The sequence below is a fragment of the Serratia sp. Ag1 genome, assembly GCF_000743355.1.
Classification (GTDB): domain Bacteria; phylum Pseudomonadota; class Gammaproteobacteria; order Enterobacterales; family Enterobacteriaceae; genus Chania.
This window is the reverse complement of the sequence record NZ_JQEI01000002.1, coordinates 225,869-238,848: the sequence shown is the minus strand read 5'-3', so window position 1 is coordinate 238,848 and position 12,980 is coordinate 225,869. Positions and strand designations below refer to the sequence as shown.

At 51.0% G+C, this 12,980-nt stretch carries 11 protein-coding genes; 5 read left to right on the top strand and 6 right to left on the bottom strand.

The features are described 5' to 3' along the window. Positions 1-111: 111 nt before the first annotated feature. Positions 112-1,131, top strand: a complete 1,020-nt coding sequence (locus tag IV04_RS01295) for a hypothetical protein (protein ID WP_037396282.1) — start codon at positions 112-114, stop codon at positions 1,129-1,131. 125 nt (positions 1,132-1,256) lie between these two features. On the opposite strand, the gene potE is transcribed toward IV04_RS01295, so the two are convergent. From potE to speFL, 3 genes are all read right to left on the bottom strand, one after another. Next, positions 1,257-2,573 (bottom strand): putrescine-ornithine antiporter, encoded by a 1,317-nt coding sequence (gene potE, locus IV04_RS01290; protein ID WP_037396279.1) that lies wholly within the window; start codon positions 2,571-2,573, stop codon positions 1,257-1,259. 98 nt (positions 2,574-2,671) lie between these two features. Beyond that, the gene (speF, locus tag IV04_RS01285) at positions 2,672-4,834 is read right to left on the bottom strand and encodes an ornithine decarboxylase SpeF (protein WP_037396276.1); all 2,163 of its coding nucleotides are present in this window, start codon (positions 4,832-4,834) and stop codon (positions 2,672-2,674) included. A 269-nt stretch (positions 4,835-5,103) separates the two neighbouring features. Further along, positions 5,104-5,208: a leader peptide SpeFL gene (gene speFL / locus IV04_RS25960; protein WP_112363015.1), complete on the bottom strand. Its 105-nt coding sequence runs from the start codon at positions 5,206-5,208 to the stop codon at positions 5,104-5,106. Positions 5,209-5,633: 425 nt separating this feature from the next. Between speFL and IV04_RS01280 the strand changes: the two genes are divergently transcribed. The 3 genes from IV04_RS01280 (at position 5,634) to IV04_RS01270 (ending at position 7,867) form a co-directional block, all read left to right on the top strand. After that, positions 5,634-6,077 carry a YhbP family protein gene (locus tag IV04_RS01280; RefSeq protein ID WP_037396273.1) on the top strand — a complete coding sequence of 148 codons (444 nt, stop codon included), beginning with the start codon at positions 5,634-5,636 and terminating at the stop codon, positions 6,075-6,077. Between the two features lie 86 nt (positions 6,078-6,163). Continuing rightward, entirely contained in the window at positions 6,164-7,177 is a 1,014-nt protein-coding gene (locus tag IV04_RS01275) for a DUF1176 domain-containing protein (RefSeq protein ID WP_197062150.1), read from the top strand. Positions 7,178-7,249: 72 nt separating this feature from the next. Further along, positions 7,250-7,867, top strand: coding sequence for an NAD(P)H-binding protein (locus tag IV04_RS01270; RefSeq protein WP_037396269.1), 618 nt, complete (start codon positions 7,250-7,252; stop codon positions 7,865-7,867). A gap of 164 nt (positions 7,868-8,031) precedes the next feature. On the opposite strand, the gene nrdG is transcribed toward IV04_RS01270, so the two are convergent. The 3 genes from nrdG to IV04_RS01255 all read right to left on the bottom strand — a co-directional run bounded on the left by nrdG (position 8,032) and on the right by IV04_RS01255 (position 11,780). Beyond that, entirely contained in the window at positions 8,032-8,496 is a 465-nt protein-coding gene (nrdG, locus tag IV04_RS01265; protein WP_037396266.1) for an anaerobic ribonucleoside-triphosphate reductase-activating protein, read from the bottom strand. A 450-nt stretch (positions 8,497-8,946) separates the two neighbouring features. Beyond that, the gene (gene nrdD, locus IV04_RS01260) at positions 8,947-11,085 is read right to left on the bottom strand and encodes an anaerobic ribonucleoside-triphosphate reductase (RefSeq protein WP_037396264.1); all 2,139 of its coding nucleotides are present in this window, start codon (positions 11,083-11,085) and stop codon (positions 8,947-8,949) included. A gap of 371 nt (positions 11,086-11,456) precedes the next feature. Next, a complete protein-coding gene (locus IV04_RS01255; protein ID WP_051916529.1) occupies positions 11,457-11,780 on the bottom strand; it encodes a GIY-YIG nuclease family protein in 324 nt (107 codons plus the stop codon). A gap of 509 nt (positions 11,781-12,289) precedes the next feature. Between IV04_RS01255 and IV04_RS01250 the strand changes: the two genes are divergently transcribed. Continuing rightward, positions 12,290-12,916, top strand: a complete 627-nt coding sequence (locus IV04_RS01250; protein WP_037396263.1) for a helix-turn-helix domain-containing protein — start codon at positions 12,290-12,292, stop codon at positions 12,914-12,916. Positions 12,917-12,980: the final 64 nt, after the last annotated feature.

Here is a 12,980-nt window from a genome sequence, read left to right as displayed (position 1 = left end):
TACAACCTTGGCTAATTTAATACCGTTTCGAGCACAGCACCTCAGAAAGATCACTACACTTGAGCCAGTAAAGATGTTCCTTTTCGTCATAGGCTTGAGGTTTGGCGACTTATGAAACGACTATTTTTCTGTATCCCTTTTGTTCTCGGGCCTGCGACGGCGTCTGCACATGTTAAATGGTTCGTTGAGTTTGATACGACGAAAGCACCGCAACCGGTATTGCAGATTATGCATAATCCAGATTTTTGGGCATTGCTGGTGCTTTCCGTCGCCGTGATATTCGTAACTTCTATTCTTGACAGAAAATGGGCCTCGCCTGTTGATCTGCCAGCTTGGCAACCGACGTTATACCGATTGGAACAAACGATTCCGGCAGTGATGCGTTACGGTACGACAGCATTTTTTTTACTGCTGGCGTTGGGTTTTCCACATATTATGTTAACCCCTGAATTAGTCACCGATAATCCGGTATTACGTTATATTCATTTCTTTATTGCCTTGACCGCTTTTCATCGCCGTACCAGCTTTATTGCCGGAATGGGAATACTGTTTCTGTACAGTTATGCCGTCCAATTGTATGGCACATTTCATATGCTGGATTATCTGGTATTTATTGGAACCGGGGTCTATCTGATCATACAGACCGTCAGGCCCAATGGAGTGCAAGGGCTGGATATTGAGTTATTACGTTTTACGTTAACTTACTCATTTTTATGGGGTGCGCTTGAGAAGTTCATGCAACCCGAATTATTTTATGACTTATTAACCGATCACAGTTATTTAACGATGGGGCTTGACTGGTCGTTCTTTGTCCGTGCTTGTGGGTTTGTTGAATTTTGCTGTGCCTGGCATATCTATACCGGCAAATTAGCAGGTTATGGTGGTATTGCTTTGATGGCCTTCTTTGTTTTTGCGGCTTTAATTCCATTTGGCATGATCGATTTTGTCGGCCACTTCCTGTTTGTTGTTCCACTTATAGCGATATTATTTGCTCCCCGCAAAACCCCGGTTTTTGTTACTGCCTGGGGGAATACCGTGGCTTTCTCGAGTGCTTTGGTCTTGTATACGGTAGTCGGTTACGTCAGTTATTATGTGCTGCACTATCATTTACACCCGAACTTATTTTCATAACTGAGGCAGGCTTTATGCAGATTGCAGCGGGCGAACCTACTTATGGTTATCAACCGCGCCTGACTGGGTTCTCAGGGTGGCATTTGGCTGCCACCCTGAGCTGAACTTGCTTCATTACCCAGCGTTTAACTCTGCTTACCCACTAGCTCAAAACGTGGTGAAACCAGGCCATACAGCGTCCAACCGAGGAAGGTAGCGATCGCACCCCACATCATGGCTTCGGCACCGGAACTGTAAAGGGCGTAGAAACTGTACAGTGCGCCAATCCCGGCAATCACGTTGGCGATGCGCGCTTTGTTCTCTGGTACTTTGGCCACTTTCTGGATGATCACCAGTGCCGCCATCGACAGGATATAAGGGATAATATTGGTGACCACCGCCAGATTGACCAGCACGTTGAACTGCTTATTCAGCGATGGGCTGATGGTCATCAACGACATGGCGCTTTGGAGGATCACAATCGTCAGCATGCCCTTGATTGGTGCATCTGCTTTGCTGACTTTGGAAAAGATTTTCGGGAAGAAACCGCTGTCGGCAGAAGATTTAAACACCTGAGCAATGGTGAACTGCCAGCCGAGCAACGAACCAACGCAAGACATCACCATCAGCGCCATGATGATTTTACCCACGCCAGGGTTGAACATATGTGAAAACGCCAACCCGAACGGGGCAGTGGAGTTAGCCAGCTCCATATTGGGGACGATACCGGCGATCACGTTGGTGGAAACGATGTAAACCACCGCTGCACCCAGCGTACCGCCAAGAACGGCGATCGGGACGTTGCGTTCCGGGTTTTCTACTACGTCGGTGTTGGCACAGGCTGATTCCAGGCCGAGGAAGGCCCACAGCGTCATGGAAATAGACGAACCGATGGCTTCAAAAGTCGGTACGGCATGCGGGTTCCAGGCGGCCAGATAGGCGCTGCCGCTGAACCAATACCAGCCAATCACCGAAATACCCACGACCGGAATGATCACCCCCCAAACGGTAATGCCGCTGATCTGCCCGGTGATGCGCGCACCGCCAAAGTTGGCAACGGTAGCCAGCCACAGCACGCCAATGGTGGCAATACAGATGCCCAGCGGCGTCAGCGTTACGCCAAACAGCTCGGTACCGTAGCCGACGGCGGAAATGGCGATAGCAATATTGGCGATCAGCAACGAAACGCCGTAGGTATAATTGGCCATAAAGTTGCCGGATTTACCGAAGGCATACTCGGCATAACCCCCCATTCCGCCCGATTTGCGGCTGAACATCCCACATTTGGCGAAGGCGTAAGCCAGTGCCATTGAACCCAACGCGGTGACTAACCAGGAAACGATGGAGATGGTACCCACTTCGGCTAATTTGGTGGGCAGCATAATGATGCCGGAACCCATCATATTGACCGCCGTCAGGATCGTTAATTGCACGACTCCCATTTTATTATTGGATTTACTCATGATTGTTCTCTCTTATAGCCAGCGAATGCCCAATTACCATGGGCGATTCGCCGGTATCTTGTATGACGGCAAAACTATGTCGCCTTTGTATGGGGCAATTAAGGTTTCATGACGTAACCGTAAGCCCGGTGCCAGCCATCTTCATCCGGTTGGATATAAACCCCTTGCAGTTCAGGTGCAAAGCCGGGCAATAGATTGATGCCTTCTTCCAGCGCCAGGAAATAACGTTGTGCAGCGCCACCCCATATTTCACCCGGCACTACGCACAAGACGCCGGGTGGATAAGGCAGTGCGCCTTCGGCGGCAATGCGGCCTTCGGCTTTCGCCAGTGAGATTAACTCCACATTACCGCGCACGAACTGGGTGTTGGCATCCTGCGGATTCATGGCGACGCGCGGGAAATAACTTTTGCGGAACATCTCTTTTTGCAGCTCTTTCACGTTATAGCTGACGTATAAATCGTGCATCTCTTGGCAAAGCTGGCGCAGGGTATAATTCTGGTAGCGTTGCTGATTATTTTTATACACATTGGGTAATACGTCGCTCAGCAATGAATCCTGTTCGATATGTTTTTCGAAGCGAGCAATCAAAGCCACCAAATGCTGCATTTTGGCGATATCTTCCGCCGGGGTGAGCAGGAACAGAATCGAGTTGAGATCGCATTTTTCCGGCACGATACCGTTCTCACGCAGATAGTTGGCCAGAATGGTCGCCGGAATACCGAAGTCACTGTATTCGCCGCTGGCCGTGTCGATACCTGGCGTGGTTAACAGCAGCTTGCAAGGGTCGACAAAGTATTGCGATGGCGCATAGCCTTCAAAGGCATGCCACTTCTCGCCGGGGACAAAGTCAAAGAAGCGCAGATCGTTGGCCATTGCTGCGGTGCTGTGAGATTGCCAGGGTTGCCCATCCACGTGGCTGGGGACAAACGGTTTAATCATGGTGCAGGTTTCCAGCAGCATTTTGCGTGCTTCAATGCCGATGCGTACGCACTCTTGCCATAAACGCTGGCCGCTCTTGCCTTCGTGCATTTTGGCGTTCACATCCAGCGCGGCAAACAGCGGGTAGAACGGGCTGGTGGAGGCGTGCAGCATAAAGGCATTGTTGAAGCGCTTATGGTTGCAGTAGCGATCCTGCCCCTTGATGTGCCGATCTTTTTTGTGGATTTGCGAGGTCTGCGAGAAGCCCGCCTGCTGTTTATGTACCGACTGAGTGACAATAATCCCCGGATCGTTTTCGTTCAGTTCCAGCAACAGCGGCGAGCAGTCTTTCATCATCGGAATAAATTGCTCGTAGCCCACCCAGGCGGAATCAAACAGAATGTAGTCACACAGGTGGCCAATTTTATCCACCACTTGGCGGGCGTTATATACCGTGCCGTCATAGGTGCCTAACTGGATGATCGCCAACCGGAATGGGCGAGCGGCTTTGGCGCGTTCAGGAGCGACTTCGTGGATCTGCTGGCGCAAATAGCGCTCTTCGAAACAGTGCGCGTCGATCCCGCCGATAAAGCCGAATGGGTTACGCGCGGTTTCCAAATACACTGGCGTCGCCCCTGCCTGAATGAGCGCACCGTGGTGGTTGGATTTGTGGTTGTTACGATCGAACAACACCAAGTCGCCCCGGGTCAGCAGCGCGTTGGTCACCACTTTATTTGAGGCCGACGTGCCATTGAGCACAAAGTAGGTTTTATCCGCGTTGAACACTTTGGCTGCGTGCTTTTGTGCATCGCAGGGCGCGCCTTCGTGGATCAGCAAATCCCCCAGTTTGACGTCAGCGTTGCACATATCGGAGCGGAAAAGGGTTTCGCCATAAAAATCAAAAAACTGACGGCCCGCTGGGTGTTTACGGAAAAATTCGCCACCCTGATGGCCGGGGCAGGCGAAAGTGGCATTACCCATTTCTACATACTGGGTCAGGGTGTTGAAGAACGGCGGTAACAGCTCGCTTTCATATTTTACCGCAGCGGCTTCGAGCTGTTTGCCATAAAACTGGGTGTTTTTACCGCAAAGCTCGAATACGCCATGCAGTGCCGGTAATACCGTGTTATCCAATTCTTCTTCACAGCACACGGCAACAAATAGCGGAATATTCAGGCCGTTTTCTTCTAACTGCGCCACCATACCTTGCTGAACGTCATCAACGGAAAGCACTATGGCGGCAATATCAGTAAAATCACTGTGATGCACATCGGCAACTTCACGCGTGGTTTCAAAGCAAGACAACGTTTTGCTATTGGCGGCAATTTTTAATTTTTTCATTTGGCTCATTCTTCAGACAAAAATATCCCGTCGGCAAATCATGTCTTTGCCGGAAAATATTTTCGCTAAAATAAAAATGTGCGCTAGCGTGACCATGTTCAATGAACATGACACGTTGGCAGTTTATTTTTACGAAAGGTATTTTTTGTTCTTGTTTACAGTTGCGAATACGTCATGAATAAAGGTAAAGAGATACCGTCGCCGTTAGGCGCCAGAAATCAGCATTAGCACAAGACGTTCTGCAAGAGGTAATAAGAACAGAGGGAAGGTTATCTGAAATTAAAGAAGGCAAAGCTAAAGCAACTACGATGAGCCATCATCATAATATGTGTGGTCCGTCGGATATGGGCCATTTTTCGGTTATTGTTTTCCATCTTTCATCCACCTGTTTGAGTGAAGGTGGCGCCATTTTAGCGAATAAAATCACGGATAATGTGATGTTTGTCACGCTATGATGGCTATTTATAAATAAATATTCATCTTATATTCACCGAAATGAATAGGTATGGTTTAGCCGCTATTCGTTGATGTGAATTAATTGCTACAAAAATACGGGTGGGCTAGGGTCAACCTGATTTAAGCCGGTTGAGTATTGCTCTGTATCACGTTCATTTGCACCATAGATAATCAAATAAAGCCGGAATGTTTTTTTATTGTTATTACATAAGCCCCGTTTAATTTGCATATCAATGCAGAGAATATTTATTAATATGCTATTTTAGTTTTCAAAATGAATTGTCGCTAATTGTGACTGTCTTCAACCGTGACGGTAGACGGGGCGGTAACAGGAGAACTGACATTGACTCAAACCGAAGACCAGCAGCACATCACCCGTTTTCTCAACAAGCAGCATGTGCTCACGCTGTGCGCTGGTAATGGTGCGCAAATGTGGTGTGCCAACTGTTTTTATGTGTTCGACGCTGAGCGCATGGCGCTGTGGCTGATGACGGAACTGCATACCCAACATGGCAGCCTGATGCAGCAAAACAGTACGGTGGTGGGGACCATTGCCCCGCAGCCAAAGAGTATCGCGCTGATCAAAGGCGTGCAGTATCGTGGGGAGATTGCCTTGTTGCAGGGTGATGAAGATCGGTTGGCCCGCGAGCGCTACTGTAAACGCTTCCCGGTGGCGAAGGCGATGAAGGCCCCGATCTGGCAACTCACGTTACAGGAAGTGAAGATGACCGATAACACGCTAGGGTTCGGTAAAAAGCTGCATTGGGTGCGCCCATCACTTTGTTAAGATCCCTTTTAATACATCATCATATTTAAGACAGGCCATTAAGGAGAGATGGATTGAAAAACAGAGAGAGAATCACACTGGTGCTGATGGCAACATTTGCACCTCTGGTGATGGCGCAAGAGAGTGGCGTCTCTTTCAGTCATAAGAATTGGGAGTTGGTTTGTGACAATACCAATACCTGTCGTGCTGCGGGCTACAGTGATGAGAACGAATCTAGTGGTTCAGTGCTGTTCACGCGTCTTGCTGGCCCTGGCACTGTGCCTGCGGGGGAAGTGACATTGGGGGAGATAGAGTCTGATGGCGCAAACCCGACAGTAAAGCTGACGCTCTGGATTAATGATAAATCCATCGGTGCTGTCAAAGTGGCAGAAGATGATACCTGGCGTTTATCCGAAACCCAGACTCGCGCGGTCATCGGCGCAGTGAAAGGCAGTAGCAAAGTTGAGTTTAAAGGTGGCCCGGCCCCCTTTGTCCTTTCTGGTGAGGGGGCTTCCGCCGTGCTGCTGAAAATGGATGATGTTCAGGGGCGCATCGGGACTTCTGGGGCATTGACTAAAAAAGGTGACAAGCCGGAAAGCAGCGTACCAGCGGCTATTCCAGCTCCGATCATTCAGGCGGCGAAGGTGGCAAAAGCGCAGGAGCGCCCGCTGACTGCTCCAGAGATCGCAGCGTTGAAACCCAAACTGTTGGCCACATTAAAGCCGGATGACTGCGAGCATATACAGCCCTCACAGGATCATGACGCGGAAGGCGAAGATGGCATCACTCTAACGCCGTTGGATGATAAGCATGCTGTTATCTCCGCACTGTGCTGGCGGGCGGCCTATAACGAGGGCTACGGTTACTGGGTGATTGATCGTGCTTTGAAAGCTGCCCCGGTGTTAGTGACGACTATGGGCTCGGGCTATGGTGAGGGCGTCATTTCTTACAGTCAAAAAGGGCGCGGGATAGCGGATTGTTTAGCGATGGGAAGCTGGACATGGGATGGTCAAGCATTCCGTAAGAGCAATGAAGCCACGACAGGTATGTGTCGCTACATTCGCTTAGGCGGAACCTGGAACCTGCCAACATTTGTGGCAGAGGTGAAACCCGCACACTAGAGCGATCAAAAACGTGGGATGTTTCCATTGAGAAAAGGGCATCCAGGTGCGGTGAATGGTAATGGAGAATGTATGGTGAGGGTATTAATCACAGGGGCTTCGGGTTTGGTTGGCGGCGAACTGTTGCAGCTCTTGCAGGCTGCTCCACAGGTGACGGCGATCGTCGCACCCACCAGGGCTCCGCTGCCGCAGCACAGCAAGCTGCAAAACCCGCATGGGGGCGATCTGTCGGAATTGCTTGCTGGATTAGACCAACCGGTGGAGATGGTGTTTTGTTGTTTGGGCACCACGCGCCGTCAGGCAGGCAGCGCGGAGGCGTTTCGCCAGGTTGATTACCAATTGGTGATCGAAACGGCACTCGCCGGGCAGCGGCTCGGTGCGCAACACTGTTTAGTGGTGAGTGCCATTGGTGCCAATCCGCGTTCTCCGTTTTTGTATAATCGTACCAAAGGGGAGATGGAGCAGGCGCTGCAGGCACAGAATTGGCCGCGCTTGACGCTGGTACGGCCTTCTATGTTGTTGGGGCGGGCGAAACCGCGTCTGCTGGAATCGCTCAGCGAGCCGCTGTTTGCCCTGCTGCCTGGCAAATGGCGATCCGTCGCCGCTAAAGATGTGGCACAAACTCTGCTGACACAGGCATTCAGCCCTGGCAGCGGGGTGAAGGTTTTAGAGTCTGACCAACTGCGCTAGAAGCGGGTATAAAATTGCGCATCCCCCAGCACAAAGGAGATCCCATTGAAGGGGGCCTTTGTGTTACCGTGTTGGCAAAAAACGCTAAATTTACCCCGCATTTAAAAATGCCTTTTGACCAACATGAGGTAATACGAATCCCATCAGCGTGAAAAATTCCCCAGCTAACGCAGTTTATGCACCACCTGATTACTGCTGCCGCGCCAAATCAGCGCCGGGTCTTTTAATTCCTGCACAAATTTGCCGTCGATCAGCACGTTGATTTGATCGACGACCTGCTGCTGTTGGCTATCCAACTCACCCAGCTTATAACCGGTCCATAGCCAGATATCCTTACCCGGGCATTCGGCGCGTACCCGTTTCACTAACTGCAACACGGCGGCGACGTTGGCTGGGTGCAGCGGATCGCCACCGGAGAGCGACAGCCCTTGGCGCGGAATGCGGCGATCGTTGAGATCGGCCAGGATCTGCTCTTCCATCTGCGGGGTAAACGGCAGGCCGGAATCCAGCCGCCAGGTGCTTTGGTTGTAGCAGCCTTTGCACTGGTGCAGGCAACCGGCAACAAACAGCGTGCAGCGGGTTCCGGGGCCGTTCACTACGTCGATGGGATAATACTGGTGATAATTCATGGTATTAGTTTTTTTCCTCACCCTTTCCAAGAGTTGTCTCTTGTTCACATCTTGAGGTTTATTGTGGGATGGGTGTTTATTTCGGTCGTTATACCTTTTGTGTTTACTCAGTAACGCGGGTGAACACGACCGAGTTGGGGGCTCAAGAGCCAGCCCCCAACACCCCGGCCCTTGCCATATCAGGCGGTGGGCTTCGCCCACTTCCCTCACTCCACCACAGCGCATCACGGCCGGCTACGACAGGCGTCCCTGCCTGTCTCGCCTGAACGCGCCGTCCATGGCGCGTTCGCCTATGCGCGGTGTCTCCGTTCGGCGCCTTCAATGGCCTCAACCCCCCGTGCTCATCTCACCGACAATAATATCTAATCGGTTGTTATCGATACCCTTGTAACGGTTGCCCGGTGGTTACAGATTCGGGGGTTGGTGTTGCGCTCCAGGGGAAAGGGGACATTAACCTATTTGCCCATTCCCCAGGTGCTTCACCCGGCGTTTCACCTCTTCCTGCTTACCGGCGTTGAATGGCCGTGCTTCCGGGCTACCCAAGTAACCGCACACGCGGCGGGTGACCGACACTTTGGCCGAATCATGGTTGCCGCATTTCGGGCAGATGAAGCCTTTGCTGGTGCAGGAGAACTCGCCGGTAAAGCCGCATTCGTAACACTCGTCAATCGGCGTATTGGTGCCGTAATAAGGCACGCGGGTGTAGCTGTAATCCCACACGTCTTCCAGCGCTTTCAGGTTGTGCTGCAAATTCGGGTATTCGCCGTAGCAGATGAACCCACCGTTAGCGAGCGGTGGATAAGGCGCTTCAAAGTCCAGCTTGTCGTAAGGGTTAACCTTTTTCTCTACGTCGAGGTGGAAACTGTTGGTGTAGTAACCTTTATCGGTCACGCCCGGCACCACGCCAAATTCGCTGGTGTCCAGGCGGCAGAAGCGATCGCACAGGTTTTCGCTCGGCGTGCTGTACAGGCTGAAGCCGTAGCCGGTTTCTGCTTTCCAGCTTTCGGTGGCGGCTTTCAGGCGCTCGACGATGGCGATGGCTTTGGCGCGCAACTGCTCATCGTCATAAAGGTGTTTTTCTGTACCAAACAGGGCGTTGATGGTTTCATGCACGCCGATATAGCCCAGCGAGATCGACGCCCGGCCATGTTTGAAAATCTCTGCAATATTGTCGTCGGCTTTCAGCCGCACACCGCAGGCACCTTCCATATACAGAATCGGTGCTACCCGTGCTTTGATCCCTTCCAGCCGCGCAATGCGGGTCATCAGCGCCTTTTTGGCCAGCAGCAGGCGCTCATCCAGCAGCGCCCAAAAACGGCCTTCATCCCCCTGGGCTTCCAGCGCAATGCGCGGCAGGTTGAGGCTGATTACGCCGATATTGTTGCGGCCATCGTGGATCTGCTGGCCGTTTTCTTCATAAGTGCCGAGAAAACTGCGGCAGCCCATCGGGGTTTTAAACGAACCGGTAACTTGCACCACCTGATCGTAATTGAGGATGTCTGGGTACATGCGTTTGCTGGCACATTCCAGCGCCAGTTGCTTGATATCGTAGTTGGCGTCACCGAATTTGTGGTTCAGGCCGTCACGGATGGCGAACACCAATTTGGGGAACACCGCTGTTTTGCGGTTTTTGCCCAGCCCGGCGATGCGGTTTTTCAGGATCGACTGCTGGATCAGGCGCGATTCCCAACTGGTTCCCAAGCCAAAACCGAAGGTGACAAACGGTGTCTGGCCGTTGGCGGTGTGCAAGGTGTTGACTTCGTATTCCAGCGATTGGAAAGCGTCGTAGCATTCTTTCTCGGTGCGTGCCATCGCGTAACCGGCCACATCCGGGATCTGCCACTGCTGTGCGATCTCTTGATGCTTGTGGAAGCTGGCGGTAACGAAGGGAGCCAGGATCTCATCAATACGGTTGATGGTGGTGCCGCCATAAATGTGGCTGGCGACTTGGGCTATGATCTGTGCGCTGACGGCGGTGGCGGTGGAGATCGACTTCGGTGGCTCAATCTCGGCATTCCCCATCTTGAAGCCGTTGGTCAGCATGCCTTGCAAGTCGATCAACATACAGTTGAACATTGGGAAGAACGGCGAATAGTCGAGATCGTGATAGTGGATCTCACCGCGTTCGTGCGCCCGCACCACGTCACGCGGCAGGATATGCTGTTTGGCGTAGTGCTTGGCGACGATCCCGGCCAGCAGATCGCGCTGGGTGGGGATCACTTTGCTGTCTTTATTGGCGTTCTCATTCAGCAGCGCTACGTTGCTCTGCTCCACCAGGCCGCGAATTTCCTGGTTCAGCCGCCCGCGTAGCTCGCGCGCGATGTCGCGGTCGTGGCGGTATTCGATATAGGTACGTGCCAGTTGTTTGTAGTGGCCTGCCATCAGTTGGTTTTCGACCGCTTGCTGGATCTCATGGATGTCGACTCGCGGTTGCTGTTCCATCTGTTGAGCGACCACCCGGGCGACGGTAGCGCAGTAGTCGGCATCGACAACGCCAGCGGCCAGCGCGGCCCGCTCAACGGCCTGCTTGATACGCTCCTCGTCAAAAGATACCTGGCAACCATCCCGTTTAATCACTACTGGTTTCACGTTGTTACTCCTGTTCCCATTGGGGGCGTTATGCCCGCGTGCTTGGGTGTATGGCACAGTTTCGGCTTATCCACAGGGCAAAACCGCAGAGCACAAGGGCTGCGGAGCGTGTGGATGACTTTGTGGATAACTACTATATATGGGTGATTAATGTTTTAATGGCACTATATATGGGTGTGGTGTCGATTTTATTGATGTAGGACAAAGAAGTCGGGAGAGCGTTTGAACGCTGAACAGCGGAAGGCTTCAGGAGGAATGGCAACCCCTGCTATCAGCGGAATGAAGGCGACATTGCCGTGGGCACAAAGATCGCTAAAGCGTGATGAAAGCCGCGAAAATGCTATTCAGGCGTCGTCGCGGAAAGGGGGCCGTCAAGATACCGGCTTTACCCCAGGGTTCTGGCTGGCAGCAGTGCTTGAGAGCAGCTCGCTCAGGTTGCCGGGTTGATGGGCGACCAGATTTTCTTTCTGTTTTTTGCTTAGCTGCTTTACACGGTATTCCAACTTCAGTGCGTTGGAGCGATCGCCGGCCTGGCAGTAGAAGACCAGTTCCAACTCTCCCTTACCCCGTAGGGCCTTGGCCCCTTTCCCTGCCTGATGTTGCGCCAGGCGCCGAGCGACATCGGTGGTGATGCCGGTATACAGCATGCCACTTGGCATACGCAGCATATAAAGATGCCAGATAGCTTTATCCATTGGTGTACAGATCGTTTCTCAGAGGGTAAAGAAAGAATTCTATCGATAAATAGCAGAAATGCCGTGGTTCTACCACTGTTAACACAAAGCTTGGCAACCCTTGTGGCACGCGGTTTATCCAAGGGAGCGGAGCTTGAAATATATTAAGAAATGCTCATTTCTTAACCTGAAAGTTGCATCAGAACTACATATAATAAATGGGTCAAATGACCTACTAATTAACATTGGCTATATTTCATTTCTTTTTATTAACTCCTTCATGTCGGTTTTTTCATAGATTAATGGGTAGTAATTTGGCATGCCATTAGTTTTTTGTACTGTTTTTTTGTTCATCGCTACTGCTTTTAGATGAATATTTTATTTTGATTATTCTGATGCAGAGCCCTACTATTTTCTATAACATCTTACACAAAGTTAAATGATTCTAAACAGTTTGAGTGCAAGTTTTTTAGATGACAAAGGATGTGAGCAAGATAGCGTAGGCTATTTCGTTAAGTAAATGGTGAAGTATGTCTAAAGTTGAAAAACCTGATGCTGCATTCAGTCGACTACTGAATGAGCTGCTTCCTCATGCGGAGAAAATAGCTCCCAAGCGACCAGGGGGGAGAACTCAAGGTATTAGAATAAAGGCCGATCCTGAGTTTTTTAATTTATACCTTTTGGAAGAAGGGAGTGCCAATCTTTGCCGATTGGAAGATAACCTTGTCGTTTCCACTGTTTTTGCTCCCTATGTGATTGGCTTGTCCTGCTATCCGGGGGCGGGGATCTATTATTCAATTGAACTGGGCCCAGGCAGTTGCCTGTATCAGATCCCCAGAACGCGTGCGCAATACCTTATTAATAAATTAGAATTACAAAAAGAATTTATCAGCGTTATTTCCTATAAGTTATCACAGATGTATTTTCGTGACAGCTGTATTTTAAAATATAAGTCTGAAGATATTGTGAAAGGTATGTTGACGTATCTGATGGAACTGCCTGATGACTTTAGACGCAACACCTCCGTGCTGGTGTTTATTGAGCAGCGCACCACGTTATCTCGCAGCAGTATTCAGCGTATCTTATCGACGTTAAAAAATGAGAACAAAGTGGATATCGTTAAATCCCGGCTGGTGAATATCCATGCGCTCTCTTGACGAGTAAATATACCCGTTACGCTCCAACCTACAGGGGCTGAGTGGCTTACCCCTGCAGGGATCG